Annotated in this window: 18 protein-coding genes; 10 read left to right on the top strand and 8 right to left on the bottom strand. The window is 37.9% G+C overall.

All coding sequences use genetic code 11. The features are described from left to right. Nucleotides 1-117: 117 nt before the first annotated feature. The gene (locus tag Q9Q86_RS09345) at nucleotides 118-1,833 is read left to right on the top strand and encodes a proline--tRNA ligase (protein WP_112986177.1); all 1,716 of its coding nucleotides are present in this window, start codon (nucleotides 118-120) and stop codon (nucleotides 1,831-1,833) included. A gap of 59 nt (nucleotides 1,834-1,892) precedes the next feature. On the opposite strand, the gene Q9Q86_RS09350 is transcribed toward Q9Q86_RS09345, so the two are convergent. The 4 genes from Q9Q86_RS09350 to Q9Q86_RS09365 form a co-directional block, all read right to left on the bottom strand. Beyond that, on the bottom strand, nucleotides 1,893-2,228 hold the full coding sequence (locus tag Q9Q86_RS09350) for a YegP family protein (protein WP_112986178.1): 336 nt from the start codon (nucleotides 2,226-2,228) through the stop codon (nucleotides 1,893-1,895). Between the two features lie 141 nt (nucleotides 2,229-2,369). Continuing rightward, nucleotides 2,370-2,714, bottom strand: coding sequence for a zinc ribbon domain-containing protein YjdM (locus Q9Q86_RS09355; RefSeq protein ID WP_004908748.1), 345 nt, complete (start codon nucleotides 2,712-2,714; stop codon nucleotides 2,370-2,372). An 82-nt stretch (nucleotides 2,715-2,796) separates the two neighbouring features. Continuing rightward, on the bottom strand, nucleotides 2,797-3,147 hold the full coding sequence (locus Q9Q86_RS09360) for a DUF488 domain-containing protein (protein WP_004908749.1): 351 nt from the start codon (nucleotides 3,145-3,147) through the stop codon (nucleotides 2,797-2,799). A 24-nt stretch (nucleotides 3,148-3,171) separates the two neighbouring features. Then, entirely contained in the window at nucleotides 3,172-3,507 is a 336-nt protein-coding gene (locus Q9Q86_RS09365; RefSeq protein ID WP_112986179.1) for a DUF2004 domain-containing protein, read from the bottom strand. A 210-nt stretch (nucleotides 3,508-3,717) separates the two neighbouring features. On the opposite strand from Q9Q86_RS09365, the gene Q9Q86_RS09370 reads away from it, so the two are divergent. Continuing rightward, nucleotides 3,718-4,440, top strand: coding sequence for a folate-binding protein YgfZ (locus Q9Q86_RS09370; RefSeq protein ID WP_112986180.1), 723 nt, complete (start codon nucleotides 3,718-3,720; stop codon nucleotides 4,438-4,440). Nucleotides 4,441-4,931: 491 nt separating this feature from the next. After that, entirely contained in the window at nucleotides 4,932-5,744 is an 813-nt protein-coding gene (locus tag Q9Q86_RS09375; RefSeq protein WP_112986181.1) for a tetratricopeptide repeat protein, read from the top strand. 45 nt (nucleotides 5,745-5,789) lie between these two features. Here Q9Q86_RS09375 and Q9Q86_RS09380 read toward each other — a convergent pair whose 3' ends face one another. Then, the gene (locus Q9Q86_RS09380; protein ID WP_112986182.1) at nucleotides 5,790-7,925 is read right to left on the bottom strand and encodes a TonB-dependent receptor; all 2,136 of its coding nucleotides are present in this window, start codon (nucleotides 7,923-7,925) and stop codon (nucleotides 5,790-5,792) included. Nucleotides 7,926-8,134: 209 nt separating this feature from the next. On the opposite strand from Q9Q86_RS09380, the gene mutM reads away from it, so the two are divergent. Next, nucleotides 8,135-8,956, top strand: coding sequence for a bifunctional DNA-formamidopyrimidine glycosylase/DNA-(apurinic or apyrimidinic site) lyase (gene mutM, locus Q9Q86_RS09385; protein ID WP_112986183.1), 822 nt, complete (start codon nucleotides 8,135-8,137; stop codon nucleotides 8,954-8,956). Between the two features lie 30 nt (nucleotides 8,957-8,986). Next, nucleotides 8,987-9,277 carry a peptidylprolyl isomerase gene (locus Q9Q86_RS09390; protein WP_004908776.1) on the top strand — a complete coding sequence of 97 codons (291 nt, stop codon included), beginning with the start codon at nucleotides 8,987-8,989 and terminating at the stop codon, nucleotides 9,275-9,277. A gap of 41 nt (nucleotides 9,278-9,318) precedes the next feature. Here Q9Q86_RS09390 and Q9Q86_RS09395 read toward each other — a convergent pair whose 3' ends face one another. The 3 genes from Q9Q86_RS09395 to typA all read right to left on the bottom strand — a co-directional run bounded on the left by Q9Q86_RS09395 (nucleotide 9,319) and on the right by typA (nucleotide 12,326). Beyond that, complete coding sequence (locus tag Q9Q86_RS09395; protein ID WP_112986184.1) at nucleotides 9,319-9,651, bottom strand: gamma-glutamylcyclotransferase family protein; 333 nt, start codon at nucleotides 9,649-9,651, stop codon at nucleotides 9,319-9,321. Nucleotides 9,652-9,809: 158 nt separating this feature from the next. Continuing rightward, nucleotides 9,810-10,244, bottom strand: a complete 435-nt coding sequence (gene mscL / locus Q9Q86_RS09400) for a large conductance mechanosensitive channel protein MscL (RefSeq protein WP_112986185.1) — start codon at nucleotides 10,242-10,244, stop codon at nucleotides 9,810-9,812. Between the two features lie 246 nt (nucleotides 10,245-10,490). Beyond that, the gene (gene typA, locus Q9Q86_RS09405) at nucleotides 10,491-12,326 is read right to left on the bottom strand and encodes a translational GTPase TypA (protein WP_112986186.1); all 1,836 of its coding nucleotides are present in this window, start codon (nucleotides 12,324-12,326) and stop codon (nucleotides 10,491-10,493) included. A 177-nt stretch (nucleotides 12,327-12,503) separates the two neighbouring features. Between typA and Q9Q86_RS09410 the strand changes: the two genes are divergently transcribed. From Q9Q86_RS09410 to Q9Q86_RS09430, 5 genes are all read left to right on the top strand, one after another. Further along, nucleotides 12,504-13,862 carry a uracil-xanthine permease family protein gene (locus tag Q9Q86_RS09410; protein ID WP_004908784.1) on the top strand — a complete coding sequence of 453 codons (1,359 nt, stop codon included), beginning with the start codon at nucleotides 12,504-12,506 and terminating at the stop codon, nucleotides 13,860-13,862. Nucleotides 13,863-13,924: 62 nt separating this feature from the next. After that, nucleotides 13,925-14,950: a class I SAM-dependent methyltransferase gene (locus tag Q9Q86_RS09415; RefSeq protein ID WP_112986187.1), complete on the top strand. Its 1,026-nt coding sequence runs from the start codon at nucleotides 13,925-13,927 to the stop codon at nucleotides 14,948-14,950. A gap of 62 nt (nucleotides 14,951-15,012) precedes the next feature. Next, nucleotides 15,013-16,470 carry an amino acid permease gene (locus Q9Q86_RS09420; protein WP_112986188.1) on the top strand — a complete coding sequence of 486 codons (1,458 nt, stop codon included), beginning with the start codon at nucleotides 15,013-15,015 and terminating at the stop codon, nucleotides 16,468-16,470. Between the two features lie 251 nt (nucleotides 16,471-16,721). Then, nucleotides 16,722-17,927, top strand: coding sequence for an RtcB family protein (locus Q9Q86_RS09425; RefSeq protein WP_112986189.1), 1,206 nt, complete (start codon nucleotides 16,722-16,724; stop codon nucleotides 17,925-17,927). A gap of 4 nt (nucleotides 17,928-17,931) precedes the next feature. Further along, on the top strand, nucleotides 17,932-18,090 hold the full coding sequence (locus Q9Q86_RS09430) for a hypothetical protein (protein ID WP_004908791.1): 159 nt from the start codon (nucleotides 17,932-17,934) through the stop codon (nucleotides 18,088-18,090). Nucleotides 18,091-18,110 lie beyond the last annotated feature (20 nt).

Here is an 18,110-nt window from a genome sequence, read left to right on the forward strand (position 1 = left end):
CTAACTTTTCCGAAATTGAATGATTCATGTCATAATGCGCTCAATTCAAAATAGACATCTTAAAAGTCCTTTTTGTAAACTAATTTTTAGACAACATTTAACCCTAGGATAGTTTCCATGCGCGCAAGCCGCTTTTTATTTGCAACGTTAAGAGAAACCCCAAATGATGCTGAAGTTATTTCTCATCAGCTTATGTTACGTGCGGGGATGATTCGTAAATTAGCTTCTGGCTTATACTCTTGGTTGCCCATGGGAACACGCGTTCTAAAGAAAGTTGATGCGATTGTTCGTGAAGAAATGAATCGTTCTGGTGCATTAGAAGTCTTTATGCCAGTCACACAACCTGCTGCACTATGGGAAGAATCTGGTCGTTTTGAACAATACGGACCTGAATTATTACGTTTCAAAGATCGCCATACAAATGACTTTGTATTGGGACCTACACATGAAGAAGTCATCACCGATTTAGCGCGTAATGAACTTAAAAGTTATAAACAATTACCTTTAAATTTCTACCAGATTCAAACCAAATTCCGTGACGAAATTCGTCCTCGTTTTGGCGTGATGCGTTCACGTGAATTCATTATGAAAGATGCTTATTCTTTCCATGCAAACCAAGAATCTCTTCAAGAAACTTACGACGTAATGTATGACACATACAGCCGTATCTTCACACGATTAGGATTGGACTTCCGCCCAGTTCAGGCTGATACAGGCTCGATTGGTGGTTCTGCATCGCATGAGTTTCATGTATTGGCATCTAGTGGTGAAGACGACATCGCCTTCTCTACAGAATCAGATTACGCAGCTAACGTTGAAATGGCTGAGGCTGTGTTAGTTGGTGAGCGTTTAGCAGCTACACAAGAATTTAAAATCGTTGAAACACCGAATCAAAAAACGATTGAAGATGTCTGTGGTTTTTTAAATGCTGAAGCGAAACAATCGATCAAAGCTCTACTTGTACAAGGTATCGCGGATGAAAACGGCAATATTCCAGTAATTGCACTTTTCTTACGCGGTGATCACGAACTGAATGAGATTAAAGCTGAAAAACATCCTCTTATTGCAGCGCCTCTGAGCTTTGCTACAGAAGAACAATTAAAGCAAAATGGTTTAACAGCTGGCTTCTGTGGTCCTCAGGGACTTGTAGAAAAAGGCTTAACCGTAATTGTTGATCGTGCAGCATCTGTATTATCTGATTTTATCGCAGGTGCTAACCAAGTTGATAAGCATGCTACTGGCTTAAACTGGGAACGAGATGCGAAGTATAGTGAAGTTTATGATCTTCGTAATGTGGTTGAAGGCGATCCATCACCAGATGGTAAAGGTACATTGCAGATTAAACGAGGGATCGAAGTTGGTCACATCTTCCAACTGGGTACGAAATATTCTGAAGCATTAGGTTGTAAAGTACTTGGCGAAGATGGGAAACCATTTACTGTCACAATGGGTTGCTATGGTATCGGTGTCACACGTGTAGTTGCTGCAGCAATTGAGCAAAACTTTGACGATAAAGGCATTATTTGGCCACAAGCAATCGCACCATTCGAAGTTGCAATCGTTCCAATGAATGCTCATAAGTCACCGCGTACTCTTGAGGCAGCAGAAGCACTTTATGCTGAATTACAAGCCCAAGGTTATGACGTGTTATTAGATGACCGTAATGAACGCCCTGGTGTTAAGTTCTCTGATCTTGAATTGATGGGTATTCCTCATCGTATTGTAATCGGTGAAAAAGGCTTAGACGCTGGTACTTTTGAATATAAAGGTCGTCGTGATGAAGAATCAATCAATCTAAGTAAAGAAGAGTTAATCACAAAACTTGCTGGTTAATTGTTAATTCTTAGATAGCAAAAAAGCCGTTTTTAAAACGGCTTTTTTATTCTCTAAATTTAGGCAGTTAAATCTTTTATGGTCTCTGATGAACCATTATTTTTAACAGATTCAATCCCTTTATCGCGTGATTGTTCACTTGAATACAATTGGCTAGTTCCAATCACCTGATGATTCGCTGCTTTTAAATTAAAATAAGGTTTATCATTTTTTGCGACCACTCGCTCATATCGCCCATCATCTGGACTATTTTTTTGAACAGATGCTATACCATTGAGCGCTGCTGCTTTTGTTTTATAAAGTTCACTATTTAGAATGGGCTCACCATTCCCTGCTTTTAAAACAAAGCGATACTGCCCATCATTCGCTTGACTGACTTCAAACCAACCTGCCATGAGAACCTCTCTTATCGGAGTTGTTATTTATAAATTGATATTTCAATATAGTTGAGTAGAAAACTATAGAAGATTGTTTTTTGTTCTCATTTAGTAATTTATAAGAAAAGCAACATTTCTGCTGCTTTTCTTATGCTTAAACTACGCTTTCTTTACAAATTCAGCTTTAAGTTTCATAGCGCCTATACCATCAATTTTACAATCGATATTATGACCATCACTTGCACCGTGAACTAAACGAATCGTTTTTACTTTTGTACCGACTTTTACAACAGAAGACGAACCTTTTATTTTTAAATCTTTAATAACAGTAACACTATCCCCATCAGCCAATACATTACCATTTGCATCTTTAATGATTTCTTCTGATTCATTTGTGGCAACAGAACCCTCTTTCCACTCGTGTGCACACTCAGGGCAAATAAATAAATCAGCTTCTTGATAAGTATATTCTGATTGGCATTTTGGACAATTTGGCAAAGACATAAAAGAAACTCAAAATGCCATTATGAATCAAAGACAATTTTTTTCAAAACATCATTTTAAGTATTGCTAAAATTATAAAAATTCATTTTTCCTTAGCTAATATAAAATTTTTAAGCACCAAAGCATGATTCAAGTTTGGATCCTTTGCAGCATATATAAGGGTTAGCTTATTCTTTTCAGCCAAGTTTACCAACTCATTAATACATGGATTCCTAGACAATTCTTCATAATACTTATCTTGGAATTCCAACCAATTTTCTACTTTATGGCAAAATGCAGTACGTAATTGTGTTGATGGTGCTATTTCCTTTAACCATAAATCAAGATGTGCTTTTTCCTTTGATACTCCTCTTGGCCATAAACGGTCAACAAGGATCCTCAACCCATCTGATTTTTTAGAATCCTCATAAATTCTCTTAATTTGAATATCCATTAAACACCACCTGAAAAGACAAAACTAACTTTCCATAGAGATATCAACCACTTCACCTTTAGCATCAAAACTCACGCAAATAACATAGTTAGTTACTTCTTCTGGTAAGCTAAAATCCAAAATTTCCATTATTTCTAGGTCTTCATCTTCAAATTGATGAACAAGCACTAAGTGTTCTAGAACTTGTAAACAATTGGGTTGACTGGTTCCAAAATGTTTTTCCCAATAATCAGGTTCAATCTCTTCGAGGTGATGTTGAATAAATAACTCGACACTATCTTCAGCTTGTTGATTTTCTAATGCGGTTCGCATCGCTGCACGAGCGATTTGCTCTCGATTAAGCCCCAAATGATTAGCCATTATTGACTCCCCTTCATCTTATGAGTTGAATTTTTATTTTTAATGCATAGTTTTATTGACTAAAAATATCATAGCGGTTTTCAAACCGATAGCGACACTTCTAATCTTCTATTTGGCTACGATTATCGAGAATTTCGGGCTGCATTTTTATAAAAAATGGCGCAAAATGTCTTTATGTTTTTAGATGAACAAATAGTTTAGGATCGATCAATGAGTGAGCTTGCTTTTACGGCTTTTAGTTTAAATGGTGTTGATGCACAAAAATTTTTACAAGGTCAGGTGACGGTTCATGTTGAACGTTTAGCTTTAAATGAAAGTCGCTACACTGCTATTTGCGATTTAAAAGGACGAATTCATTTTGGTTTGTGGATAAAAAAGCTAAATAAAGAAAGTTTTGAACTAGTTACGACTCACGATCAAGCTGAAGAGTTTGCCAAGCACATTAAGAAATTTGGTGCTTTTTCTAAAATGAAATTAGAAGAAATAGGTTCTGTTTTTCCAACGATACATGGGATCCAAACAGAATTTTCTTCAAATGAAACGGATATCTATACTTGGCAGATTGAAGCGATCAAGTCAGGGCAAGCTTGGATTAGTAAAACAACAGAACACTTATTCCAGCCACAAGAATTACGATTACATCAGCGAGACGGAGTACATTTTGATAAGGGCTGTTATTTAGGTCAAGAAATTGTAGCTCGTCTTTGGTTTAAAGCTAAACCTAAACACTGGTTACATCTAATTCATGCCAAAGGTGATCTACCTGCTCCAGCAACACAACTAAATAAGGATGTTGAAGTTGTAAATAGTGTAAATATTAATGATGGTTATTTAGCGCTCGTGATTGCCAAGCCAACGGCTTTAGAAGAATTAGGACTAGACATCCTAGATTTACCAGAGGCTTTGAATGGTGATGTAGCAAGACCAAGTTAACAATTGTAAAAACCTTTTTCATTTTAGGAGCTGTAATAACATGGTTATCCTTTACTACAACTCCTTAATGAAATCTATTGAATGACGATAAGCACACTGTTCAAGCAGTTCGAAAATCTTCATGCAGTAATTTAACTTTTTGAGTAGATATCAGTTTTTCTAAAAAAATGTAATTCGAATTGCAGCAATTCCTGTTGATTTGCAACAAAATAAGTAACTACTTAGAAAGCTAAACTTGCGTAATGTAAAGAATATTTATGAGTAATTCACAATATCTCCATAGAGTTTGAATAAGATTATTTCTATTAAGACTCGTTATTATATTTTTCTTAGATTTAGAGAAATTAATACTCTAATTAAGCCAATAAATTGCACTCAACACTTATACAAAATCAAGATTTACATTTCAGATTATAAATTTATGATTAGGGTTAAAGATTGCTTTCTGCTACGCAAAGGAGTGATAGCAGACCAAACTAAAAGGAAAGAAGATGAAAAAATTGCTTATTGCTAGTTTAATTACCATAACCTGTAACTCAGTATTTGCTGCAGAAAAAGGTAATGCTGATGTAATATTTTCTAAAGCAAATCAACTTTATGAAGCAAAAAACTACACAGCTGCTTTTCAAGAAATTCAGCGAATTGCGGCATCGGGTAATGCTCAAGCAATTTACAATCTTGGCTCTATGACTCAGCAAGGCTTAGGCACAGCAAAAGATGAAAAAAAGGCATTTGAATACTTTCAAGATGCCTCAAATAAAGGATTTGGTAAGGCGAGTTATGAACTCGCACAAATATATCGATATGGTAAAAGCAATATTGGAATCACGAAAGACACACAGAAATATAAAATATATTTAGATAAAGCTGCGAAACAAGGCTCAGAAGAAGCTGGTGTAGAGGTGGCAACGATATTATTTGCTCAAGGAAAACCAGAGTACGACCAATTGGCGATTCGACAGCTACGTCCATTGATACAAAAGAATTATTATCCAGCGATACACCTAAAGGCGATCTACGATCTAGGTATGGGAAATAAAAATAAAAATCCTGTCCTACAGCAGGTTGCTGTGAACAGCTTTCGCTCTTTAGCCTCTAAAGGATATGCACCATCGTTAATGGTTCTTGGGAATTTGATGGCGAACGGAGATGTGGTTGACCAAAATCTTCCTGAAGCTCAAAAAATATTCAAGACCTTAGCAGCCCAAAATATTCCAAATGCTAAAGAATCTTTGGAAAAAGTTGAACAAGCTATTGCCGCTCAAAAAGCAGCACCAGTAGCAACTCAACCACCTAAAAAGTAATCATATATTGGCAGCACATAAAAAGTGCTGCCAATATTTATAATTTTAAAATTGTTTAGAGACTTTTAGACCAGCACTCCAGTTCCGGCCATCTGCAGGTTCAAAGAAACGGCTATTACTATCATTTACAATTACTGAGCCTGCATAGTTTTTATCAAACAGGTTATCTATACGCGCAAAGCCATTAATGCCCCAATCTGCATACTTCCATGCATAGCCCGTATAAATTGAAGCAACAGTATAACTTGGTGCTGTATCACTATTGATATCATCTACATAGACCTTATCCATATATTGGGCATCAATCCCTGTATAGAAGCCCTGTTCTGGTTTCCACGCTAAAGCAAGAAAAGCTTGGTTCTTTGCAATTCCTGGAATGACGTTCCCCTTTTGAACAGCCTTTACTGCGCCAATAGCTGGAATGACAGCATCAAACTTAGCATCTAAATAACTATAACTCGTGTTGATTTCTAGATCTTTCCATAACTTTTTATTCCAACTAAATTCAATTCCTTCACGAAGAGTCTTAGCTGCATTTCTAAATGTCGAACGTCCATTAGAAGTACCCGCAGAAACAATATCATTTTGGGTTTTGCTCTGGAAAACAGCCACCGTAAAATCACCGAGCTGATTTTGTGATTTTAAACCCAATTCGTAGTTATCGCTGGTTGCTGGTTTTAAATCAAAGTTAAATCCAGATTTCGTTGAATCTGTTTGATAAGCCATTTCAGTAAAAGTCGGTGTTTCAAACCCTTTGGCATAGCTCGCGTAAGCCAGCACTTCTGGGATGATTTGCCAGCTTAATGCAACTGAAGGTAATACCTCTTCGTATGTTGTCTTACCACTATTATCGCCGTTCAAACCAACGATATAATGATCTTTCGACTTGTAATGTACATTGCTATAACGCACCCCTGTATCTAAACGCATGGTTTGTAAAAAAGACCAAGATGCTTGTAGATAAGGATCTACATTCCACAAAGTATTGCGTTCATCACGGCGCACAGCACCTTTTATACCTTTATCACCCGCATCATTAAAGTTTTGATAGCCTTGTCGATCTTCGTTCATTGCATCGATCGCAACACCCGCACTGAATTGGGTATTAGGTAATAAATCTTTTCCTGTCCAGCGGAAATCAGCACCATAATAATCACGCTTAAAATCGATCACGCCACCAGCTTGATAGGGTGTGTTAGGGTTCTTCTGTACCGTATCTGGAATAGACTGGTATTGTGTTACCTGACGTTGCCCAATATAAGTCATCGCATACAGTTCATTTTGATCATTGAGTGGTTTTGACCAAGTCAAACCTGTCTGAGTTTGATCAATTGTTTTGCGGGCATTGTAATCCAGAACATTTTTAGCAACCTGTTTGGGATTCTTTTCCCAATCAGCACGGGTTAAACCGCCCGGATCATCTGCATCAATCTTGACATAGTTCGTGACCCAGTTGATCTTACTACCATCATCGAGATTCCATGTCAGCTTGGCATTGCTTAAAACTTTATTTGCGCCACTATGGTCGCGATAGCCATCGGTATCGAAATAAGAGGAGCTGACGATATAACTCGGTTCGTTCTGGTTTTTAGCGCCCCCCTGTAACACGATACCTGCACGATTTTTATTATGGCTACCACCCGCATAATTCATCTCAATGGAGTCTTTACCCTGCCCCTCTCGAGTAGTTGCAAGAACAGCTCCACCAGATGAATTACCATACAGTGAAGAAAATGGTCCAGTCAAAACCTCTAAATGACTCAAACTATTCATATCAATGTTAGAAGTTTGCCCCTGCCCATCAGGCATCGTTGCAGGTATTCCATCAACATATAAACGTATTCCCCGCACCCCAAAGGTCGATCTAGCACCAAAACCACGCATTGATAGCTGCAAGTCTTGAGCATAATTTTCCCGATTACGTAATTGAACGCTCGGAATCCCCTTAACAAGTTCTGTTAAATTAACCTGCAAAGATTGATCATTTTTAGGGGCATCAATTCGATAAACAGATGCTGGTGTTTGCATATAAGGCGTGTCAGTACGAGTAGCTTCGACTTTAATTACAGGTAAAGGTTCAATTTGATCATTACTAGATTCCTCTGACCATACAAAGGTACTTGCCATGCCCATAGTTATTGCAACTGAACCGTATAACAAGTTAATTTTTAGTGAAGGCATGAGTATTCCTTATTTCTGTGTGGCGATGATGAAATAGTTTCTTAAAGCTAAATTTTGATTATTTTATTGTTGTGTTAGAGATTTAACCTTAGCGAAAAAGATCAAAGTATTTTTTCATCATGATTCGCAATTAAAAATAAATATCAGCATAATTGTAAATGAAACATTTACCCTCATTGTATTGTTGTTGAAAACAACTTGAGCTGAATATGCCTGAACTTCCAGAAGTTGAAACTACTAAGACCAGTTTACTCCCACTCTTAGAACAACGAGTCCAATCAATACAGGTCTATAACTCAAGTTTACGTTGGCCTATACCCGATGATTTGAACAAACTGATTGGGCAACGTTTAATGGCGCTTAAACGTCGTTCTAAATATATTTTGGCTGAATTTGAACGAGATCAGATGCTATGGCATTTAGGTATGTCAGGCAGCTTTCGTTTATGTGAACCAAACGAAGAATTGCGTAAACATGATCATCTTGTAATCGACTTCGAAGATCAACAGCTTCGCTATCATGATCCACGTCGCTTTGGTTGTATTCTATGGTTAGATCAAAACAATCAAGAAAAATTGATCGATACCTTAGGGCCAGAACCGCTAAGTGATGCATTTAACGCAGTTTATTTATTTGAAAAACTCTCAAAAAAGAATGTCGGCATCAAAATTGCTTTAATGGATAATCATAATGTTGTAGGTGTTGGTAATATTTATGCGACTGAAAGCTTATTCAATGTCGGTATACATCCTGCACAACCCGCTTCAACATTGAGTTTAGTGCAAATTGAAAGCTTAGTGATTGAAGTAAAACGCATTCTAAAGCATGCAATTGAGCTAGGTGGTTCTACATTACGCGATTATACCAATGCAATGGGTGAAAATGGATATTTCCAACAAACACTACTTGCTTATGGTCGAGCTGGTGAAATGTGTGTGAACTGTGAAACCACACTGGAGAATTTAAAACTTGGTCAACGTGCCAGTGTATTTTGCCCGCAGTGTCAGCCTCTAAAATCCACCAAAGCTTAATTGCAAATCTATTTGACGGAGACTAATTTCATGCAAACCGCAATCGTTCGACATATTTTAGTAAAAGATAAAGATCTTGCTGAACAGTTAAAAAAACGAATTCAGTCAGGTGCTGATTTCAGCAAAATTGCCAAACAATATTCAACCTGTAATTCAGCTAAACGCGGTGGTGAACTGGGTGAAGTAAAAAAAGGACAGCTTGTGCCTGTGATTGATAAGTTGGTTTTTACTGCAGCCGAACGTATTTTACATGGTCCAATCAAAAGCCAATTTGGCTTTCACTTAGTTGAGATTAAATTTCGTATGGATGGGCTGAGATAATCTTCGAAGTAAAGTATTTCTGTGCCCCTCCAGTAAAGTATTCAAATCTTTGGCTGCATGATATAAGTCCAAGCTTCAACTTTTTCACCTGAATCTAATATCACTGGTGCAACAACGCGTTGATATTGGAAGCCTTCGAAATCATCCAACATTTGCCAGTTTTGCTCTAACTTTTCTGTACTAAAAAGATAGCCATCAACTAAAGGATCATTTTCATTGAGCACAATGGCTGGCAGACCTTTGTCAGGCCCCCAATCAAGTACATGCACAGTTCCATGTACTTGTGCCTTTTGCCAATCGCCACCAATATTTCCTAAAATATGCGAATTTTCTCGATTTGGACAAAGTGTGCCGTAAACAAATAATCTGTTCATGTTGGTTAATCCCCTAGCAATACGCTCCGCATCTTAAAATGAAAGTAGAAAGTTTTCTATGTAAAAACGATTATTCATCTATCGTTCTTTAGCTAATTTTATTCCAATCTACAATAAAAAAACGGCATATCAAATGCCGTTTTCTGTATCAAGGTCTATTAACCCTGTTTTTTCAATTCATCACGGATTTCACGTAACAACTGAATATCTTCTGGTGTAGGCGCTGGTGCTGCTGGCTCTGCTTCTTTTTGTTTACGCATACGATTCATTACTTTCACCATAAGAAACACAACCCATGCCAAAATAATGAAATTAATAAAGATGGTTAAGAAATTACCATAGGTTAAAACATTGACACCTGCTTTCGTTAATTGATCTAAAGACTGTAAATTATTTGGATTGTCTCCTAGCACAATAAACTTCTGCGTAAAATCAACACCCCCACCAGTAATAACTGAAATAAGTGGCATGATGATATCTTTCACCAATGAATCAATAATTTTACCAAATGCACCACCAATGATGACACCAATGGCAAGATCCATCATATTGCCTTTGATGGCAAATTCTTTAAATTCTTGAATAATACTCATTTATAACTCTCCAGAATTGACATGATCGCACCTACTTTTGCATTGTTTATTACATAGGCACAGTTATTCATCATAATATAGATAATTTAATATTATTCTGAAAAAAATAAAGTTATTTCACACTTTAACAACATATTTTATTGTAGTAAAAATATGAACTTAAGCATGCATCAGTCATAATTCATTTTCAATAAAAAAACCGCTAAATTAATTTAGCGGTTTTTTTAAATCTTCTATGCTAAAAGATTATTTATCGCGATTACGCTTACGTTCGTTTTCAGTCAAGTAACGCTTACGAATACGAATTGATTTTGGTGTTACTTCAACTAACTCATCATCTTCAATGAATTCAAGCGCTTGTTCTAGCGTGTATTCCAATGCTGGTGTTAAAGTCAGTGCTTCATCAGTACCTGATGCACGAACGTTGGTTAACTGCTTCGCTTTGGTTGGGTTAACAACCATATCATCTGAACGAGAGTTAATACCGATGATCATGCCTTCATATACTTCAAGCTGTGGTTTAGCGAATAAACGACCACGGTCTTGAAGTGTGAATAATGCATAGCCCAAGCAAGTACCTTGAACCATAGAAATCAACACACCATTTTGACGTTTCGCAACAGTACCTGCTTTTGCTGGACCGTAATGCGAGAAGCTTGATGTCATGATCCCTGTACCAGAAGTCATGGTTAAGAATTCAGAACGGAAACCAATCAAGCCACGTGAAGGTACAGTTGCTTCAATACGGATACGACCTTTACCGTCAACTTCCATATTGGTCATTTCGCCTTTACGGAAGCCCATTTGTTCCATTACAGAACCTTGATGCTGTTCTTCAACGTCAAAAGTTACGTTTTCGTATGGCTCTTGTTTTTCACCATCGATTTCTTTCATGATGACTTGTGGACGTGATACGCCCATTTCAAAGCCTTCACGACGCATGTTTTCAATCAATACTGAAAGGTGAAGTTCACCACGACCTGAAACTTTGAAACGGTCTGGACTATCAGTATCTTCAACACGTAATGCAACGTTGTGAATCAATTCACGATCAAGACGTTCACGGATATTACGTGAAGTAACGAATTTACCTTCTTTACCCGCAAATGGTGAGTTGTTCACTTGGAACGTCATCGAAACTGTAGGTTCATCAACAGACAATGCAGGTAATGCTTCAACATTTTTCGGATCACAAATCGTGTCAGAAATATTGAGTGCATCAATACCTGTGATACAAACGATATCACCAGCAGAAGCAGATTCAACATCAACACGCTCTAGACCGTGGTAACCCATGATTTTAAGGATACGACCATTACGTGTCTTACCATCCTTATCAATTACAGTGACTTGAGTGTTTAATTTTACAGAACCACGTTGAATACGACCAACACCGATAACACCGACGAAGCTGTTATAGTCAAGTGATGAAATCTGCATCTGGAATGGACCATCAACATCAACTGCTGGTGGTTCTACGATATCAACAATCGTTTCAAACAACGGTGTCATATCATCTGCTAATTCTTCTGGTGATGGACCAGCCACACCACGAAGACCAGAAGCATAAACAACTGGGAAGTCCAATTGCTCATCAGATGCACCTAAGTTATCAAATAAGTCGAATACTTGATCAATAACCCAGTCACAACGAGCGCTTGGCTTGTCAACTTTGTTGATGATTACGATTGGCTTCAAACCACGTGCGAACGCTTTTTGCGTTACGAAACGAGTTTGTGGCATTGGACCTTCTTGAGAGTCAACAAGAAGCAATACACAGTCAACCATCGACATTACACGTTCAACTTCGCCACCGAAGTCTGCGTGTCCCGGGGTATCCACGATATTGATACGGTATTCAGTATCTGTACGCTTATCTAACCATTTGATTGCAGTGTTTTTAGCAAGAATGGTAATACCACGTTCAGACTCAAGCGCGTTAGAATCCATAACACGTTCAATCTCGCCTGCGCGATCACCAAGAGCACCTGATTGTTGTAAAAGTTTGTCTACAAGAGTCGTTTTACCATGATCGACGTGCGCAATAATGGCAATGTTACGGAGAGTTTTAATATCTGACATGTAAAATTCGATACGCTTTAAATTTGAGGGCAAATTATACAGAAAAATACTAAAGTTTAGTAGTGACAGTTTATTGACAGAGCAATTTTTTTCTGACGAATAGTTACAGAATCGTTGGTAAAGTAGTCTAAGTCTATTAGAATAATCAACTAATGCTTACCGCTTTTTTATGCTCCCATGTCAAATCCCCACTCTGAACAACCGCTCGATCTAGTCTATGGGCTAAATGATCGACCGAAACCTTTTATTGCTTTTTTAGCGGCGCTTCAACATCTTTTAGCGATTTTGGTGCCAATTGTCACCCCTGGATTATTGATTTGTTTGGCATTAGGTGTGTCTCGCGAAGACACCAATATGATTCTTTCTATGTCATTAATCATTTCAGGGATCGCGACTTTCTTGCAATGTAAAAAAGTTGGTCCATTTGGCGCTGGATTACTTATTGTTCAAGGAACTAGCTTTAATTTCATTGGTCCTATCATTGGTATAGGTAGCGCAATGGTGGCTGCTGGCACACCTGTAGAACAAGTTATGGCTGCCATTTTTGGTGTCGTAATCGCTGGTTCATTTATCGAAATGGGCGTATCTCAAATTTTACCTTGGGTAAAAAAGCTGATTACTCCTCTCGTTACAGGAATCGTCGTTCTGTTGATTGGTCTAACATTGATCAAAGAAGGACTGATTAGCATGGGTGGTGGTTATACCGCAATGCAGGATAATACCTTTGCAAACGCAGATAATCTCATTATGTCATGTACAGTTTTAGGGATTATCATTTTACTGAATAGAATTCGCATTATTTGGGTGAAAAGTTCAGCAATTTTGATCGCTTTAGTCATCGGTTATGTACTTGCTGGATTTATGGGACATTTAAACTTTTCCGTATTACAAGAAGCTCCTATTATTCAAATCCCAACACCAATGCATTTTGGATTGAGCTTTTCTTGGAGCTTGTTTATTCCAATGGCTTTTATTTATCTAGTAACTTCTCTAGAAGCAATTGGTGATGTCACAGCAACCAGCAAAATTTCCAATCAACCTGTAGATGGCCCTATTTGGATGCAACGCATCAAAGGTGGTGTTCTAGTTAATGGTGCCAACTCTTTCTTAGCAGGTATTTTCAATACTTTTCCAAGTTCTGTATTTGCACAAAATAATGGTGTGATCCAGTTGACTGGTGTTGCGAGCCGTTATGTAGGTCTTTGGATTGCAGCATTATTGATCTTATTAGGTTTATTCCCTGCTGTGGCTGCTGTGATTCAAGCTGTTCCACAAGCGGTACTTGGCGGTGCGGTGATGGTAATGTTCGGTGCTGTGGCAGCATCTGGTATTAATATTTTATCAACGATCCATTTAGATCGTCGTGCATTGTTAATTATTGCAATTTCATTAGCACTAGGCTTAGGGGTAGCACAAGTACCACAAATCCTAGAACACCTTCCTGAATTATTTAAAAATATTTTCAGCTCAGGTGTTGCAACAGGTGGTATTGCAGCCTTAATTTTGAATATTGTTTTACCTGAAACTCAAAAATAATTCGTTAACAATTGCAAGTGCCCAGTTTCACGACTGGGCTTTGTTTTTGATGAGAGATCAATATGGATCCACGTAGTGAAGTTGTCATACGTCAACAAGATTATTTAAAAGGGCAAGTTTTATTAATCAATGCCCCGAATGATCAGCTCGTAAAAAGCTTACCCGTCGAAGTCGAAGCTTCCGTTTGGACATGGAACTTTGCAGATCATCAAGGCTTTCTAAACGCAGAAATAAAATCAAATTTTTGCGTTGAGTTTCCAGCAAATCACTATGATCAGGTGGTTATTTTTGTTCCAAAATCAAAAGAGCTTTTAAACTATATTTTGCATACTGTTGCCAGCCATTTAGAGCTAAGTCAATCAGTCTTTTTAGTTGGTGAGAAAAAAGGTGGGATTGAACGTGCTGCTAAACAATTACAGCAATATGGAAAAGCTATCAAATTAGATAGTGCACGCCATTGCCAACTTTGGCAGATGCCACTCGAAAAATTAGCACAACCTAAATCACTACGAGACTGGTTAAAAACCTATACGATTCAAATCGACCAGCAATCACTCACGATTTGCGCACTTCCTGGTGTATTTAGTCAAGATCATTTGGATGTAGGTACAGCAGTTTTGCTCCCTTACCTTCAAGAAGTAAAATCAGGTAAGATTGCCGACTTTGGTTGCGGCGCTGGCGTGATTAGTGCCTATCTAGCCAAATTAAACCCAGAACAGCATATTTTTGCACTTGATGTTGATGCCTTTGCATTACAGTCAACCAAGTTCACATTTGAACAGAATGGCTTAAACTTGGAAAATTTAAATCTTGAACCAGTTACTGGCTTTAGTGACGCCCCTCAAGATTTGGATGCAATTGTAAGTAATCCACCATTTCATCAAGGCATACATACTAATTACGATGCAAGTGAAACTCTGTGTCGCTTAGCAAAATCGCATTTAAAAAGTTCGGGTGAACTGTGGATCGTAGCCAATCGCTTTCTCAACTATCCTCCCCTCATTGAACAACAATTTGGTCAATGTGAAGTGAAAGCTGATCAGCAGGGATTCAAAGTATTATATGCCTGTGCAGGCAAGGTTGGTTGACATCTCAACCTAACACGTAATTTTAAGTGTCAACTGACCCTTATTCGGTTTAAGGAAATCTTATGAGCGATATTTCTGCTCCTCAACACCTACAGCGTAAGCTTGGGGCACGCCATCTCAATATGATTGCCATCGGTGGATCGATTGGTACAGGCTTATTCCTTGCTTCAGGTTCTACGATTGCTACCGCAGGTCCTGGTGGTGCGCTACTCGCCTATGCACTTATTGGAATCATGATTTATTTCTTGATGACTAGTTTAGGTGAGCTTGCAACTCATAACCCAAGTTCTGGTGCTTTCTTCACCTATGGTAGTCGCTATGTAGAAGAAGGTTTTGGTTTTGCTTTAGGATGGAACTATTGGTACAACTGGGCGATTACAGTCGCATTTGAATTAGTAGCCGTCCAATTCATCATGAAATTTTGGTTTCCAGAAATTTCTGGCTTCTATTGGAGTGCTGTATTTTTGGCTGTGATCTTTGCAATCAATGCAATGACAGTCAAAGGCTTTGGTGAAAGTGAATTCTGGTTTTCAATGATTAAAGTTATTGCCATTATTGTATTTATCATCATCGGTATCGCAATGATTGCAAAAATTATGCTGACTCCAAATGTTTCTGCATTTAGCAACTGGACCAAAGGTGATGCGCCATTCGTTGGTGGATTACAAGCACTGGTTGGTGTTGCAATGATCGCAGGGTTCTCATTTCAAGGTACTGAAATGGTCGGTGTAGCTGCTGGTGAATCAAAAGATCCTAAGAAAACGATTCCTTTGGCGATCAAACAGATTTTTTGGCGAATTCTACTTTTCTATATTTTGTGTATTTTCATCATTGGTACACTGGTCAGCTACGATAATCCTTTGTTACTGCATGCCGCAGAAAGTGAAAATATTGCACTTTCTCCATTTACTCTTCTCTATGAAAAAGCAGGATTCGCATTTGCTGCAAGCTTAATGAATGCAGTTATTCTGAGTGCAATTTTATCTGCGGGTAACTCTGGAATGTACTCTTCTACCCGTATGCTATTTGATATGGCTAAAGAAGGTCGTGCGCCAAAGTGGTTCTCCAAATTAGATACACGTGGCGTTCCAATGAATGCACTGTATGCAACTACAGCAGTTGCAGCATTATGTTTCCTAACGACATTTATCGGTGAGCAACAAGTTTTTAACTGGTTACTTAATATGTCTGGGATGTGTGGATTTATCGTCTGGCTAGGCATAGCAATATCACATTATCGTTTCCGCAAAGGCTATTTAGCTCAAGGTCATAAGTTAGAAGACCTCGCTTATCGTGCAAAATTCTTTCCATTTGCACCGTGGTTTGCATTTATTCTCTGTTCCATCATTATTTTAGGTCAGAACTATCAAGCCCTGATTGGTGGAAAAATTGACTGGTTAGGACTACTTTCAACCTATATCAGTATTCCGCTATTTCTTGCAATTTGGTTAGGGTATAAGTGGAAACACAAGACCAAACTCATTGCTTACAAAGAGATGAATGTGAAAGAAGATGAATAATAAATCTTAATTTCACTTGACCCTTTGAGAAATACGAGTAAAATTCACGCTTATATTTTCATCGGCAATTTATATAGGAGAACACACATGCCATTACTACAAAGGAAAACACTTTAAGATTTGGCACTGTGTCGTCTCACGGACAAGTGACAAATCAAATGATCACTTGTCCGAATGCTCTTCTAAACCTAGCATTCGCTAGGTTTTTTTATGCCTATTCGGACAGAAATTTCGCTAATCGAGAAATAAAAATGGGCATACAAAAAATACTCAATGCTGAAGCTCAATACGGTGTACCAGTGAAGATCTTCACTAACGATATTGATAATGAAAGCATTGAACAACTGAAGAAAATGGCACAACTGCAATTTGTTTATTCTCATATTGCAGTCATGCCAGATGCACATGTTGGTAAAGGTGCGACAGTCGGAAGCGTTATACCAACTAAACATGCAATTATACCCGCAGCTGTGGGCGTAGATATTGGCTGTGGTATGAATGCAATTCGACTCAATTTAAAAGCTTCACAACTTCCTGATAATCTTTCGTCATTGCGTAATGCAATAGAACGAAAAGTTCCCGTAGGATTTGAGTTTCATAGACAAGTTAAAGCGAAAGCATCTAGCATTATTCCGTTAGAAAAACGCTTACAACCAATCGTAAAAAAACATCCTGGTTTAATCAGAATGCTCAGAAATTTTGATTTAACTTGGCAAAAACAACTTGGTACTTTAGGTGGTGGCAACCATTTTATTGAACTCTGCTTAGACGAAAATCAAGATGTTTGGATCATGTTACATTCTGGTAGTCGTGGATTAGGTAATGTGATCGGCACGTATTTTATCGAACTGGCCAAGAAAGAAGCTCAACATCGCTTTGGTCATGTTCCTGATAAAGATTTAAGTTATTTCGCTGAAGGATCATGTAGTTTTAATGATTATGTTGAAGCCGTTGAATGGGCTCAAGAATATGCTTTTGAAAATCGTCGTGAAATGATGCGATTAATTTTAGAAGCCATTCGCCCCCTACTTCCACCCTTTCAACTCACTAAAGAAGCTATAAATTGCCACCACAATTATGTCAGTCGAGAGAATCATTTCGGCGAAGATCTTTTTATAACACGTAAAGGTGCAATTCGTGCTGGACTTGATGAATTAGGAATTATTCCAGGTTCTATGGGTACACGTTCTTATATTGTTAAAGGTAAAGCAAATCCTGAAGCATTCTGCTCATGTTCACATGGTGCAGGTCGGAGAATGAGTCGTCATAAGGCAAAATTGTTATTTAGCCAAGATGATTTAATTCAACAAACTCGAGGAATCGAATGTCGAAAAGATGCAAGTGTAATTGATGAAATTCCTAGCGCTTATAAAGACATCGATCAGGTCATGCAAAATCAATCGGATCTCATCGAGATCATTCACACGCTAAAACAAGTTCTATGTATAAAAGGTTAAATAAATGAAACTTAAAGCAATGCCTAAAATCAAAGTTCGCAATCCCGTCGCATTATCCCCTTTACTACAGAAAGGTGGAATACATGAAACTGAGAAGCCTCGTGCACAACATCGTCGGGATCGTCAACAAACCAAACAACAACTAAGTAAAGGTGTGTGGTAATTTTTATCTTAAATCTTGGA

The organism is Acinetobacter sp. A22, from assembly GCF_030913345.1.
GTDB classification, from domain to species: domain Bacteria; phylum Pseudomonadota; class Gammaproteobacteria; order Pseudomonadales; family Moraxellaceae; genus Acinetobacter; species Acinetobacter junii.

Bases quoted from the DNA above. Each gene is read 5' to 3' on its own strand.
- Q9Q86_RS09345 (WP_112986177.1), top strand. From the start codon at position 118: ATGCGCGCAAGCCGCTTTTTATTTGCAACGTTAAGAGAAACCCCAAAT.
- Q9Q86_RS09350 (WP_112986178.1), bottom strand. From the start codon at position 2,228: ATGGCAGGTTGGTTTGAAGTCAGTCAAGCGAATGATGGGCAGTATCGC.
- Q9Q86_RS09355 (WP_004908748.1), bottom strand. From the start codon at position 2,714: ATGTCTTTGCCAAATTGTCCAAAATGCCAATCAGAATATACTTATCAA.
- Q9Q86_RS09360 (WP_004908749.1), bottom strand. From the start codon at position 3,147: ATGGATATTCAAATTAAGAGAATTTATGAGGATTCTAAAAAATCAGAT.
- Q9Q86_RS09365 (WP_112986179.1), bottom strand. From the start codon at position 3,507: ATGGCTAATCATTTGGGGCTTAATCGAGAGCAAATCGCTCGTGCAGCG.
- Q9Q86_RS09370 (WP_112986180.1), top strand. From the start codon at position 3,718: ATGAGTGAGCTTGCTTTTACGGCTTTTAGTTTAAATGGTGTTGATGCA.
- Q9Q86_RS09375 (WP_112986181.1), top strand. From the start codon at position 4,932: ATGAAAAAATTGCTTATTGCTAGTTTAATTACCATAACCTGTAACTCA.
- Q9Q86_RS09380 (WP_112986182.1), bottom strand. From the start codon at position 7,925: ATGCCTTCACTAAAAATTAACTTGTTATACGGTTCAGTTGCAATAACT.
- mutM (WP_112986183.1), top strand. From the start codon at position 8,135: ATGCCTGAACTTCCAGAAGTTGAAACTACTAAGACCAGTTTACTCCCA.
- Q9Q86_RS09390 (WP_004908776.1), top strand. From the start codon at position 8,987: ATGCAAACCGCAATCGTTCGACATATTTTAGTAAAAGATAAAGATCTT.
- Q9Q86_RS09395 (WP_112986184.1), bottom strand. From the start codon at position 9,651: ATGAACAGATTATTTGTTTACGGCACACTTTGTCCAAATCGAGAAAAT.
- mscL (WP_112986185.1), bottom strand. From the start codon at position 10,244: ATGAGTATTATTCAAGAATTTAAAGAATTTGCCATCAAAGGCAATATG.
- typA (WP_112986186.1), bottom strand. From the start codon at position 12,326: ATGTCAGATATTAAAACTCTCCGTAACATTGCCATTATTGCGCACGTC.
- Q9Q86_RS09410 (WP_004908784.1), top strand. From the start codon at position 12,504: ATGTCAAATCCCCACTCTGAACAACCGCTCGATCTAGTCTATGGGCTA.
- Q9Q86_RS09415 (WP_112986187.1), top strand. From the start codon at position 13,925: ATGGATCCACGTAGTGAAGTTGTCATACGTCAACAAGATTATTTAAAA.
- Q9Q86_RS09420 (WP_112986188.1), top strand. From the start codon at position 15,013: ATGAGCGATATTTCTGCTCCTCAACACCTACAGCGTAAGCTTGGGGCA.
- Q9Q86_RS09425 (WP_112986189.1), top strand. From the start codon at position 16,722: ATGGGCATACAAAAAATACTCAATGCTGAAGCTCAATACGGTGTACCA.
- Q9Q86_RS09430 (WP_004908791.1), top strand. From the start codon at position 17,932: ATGAAACTTAAAGCAATGCCTAAAATCAAAGTTCGCAATCCCGTCGCA.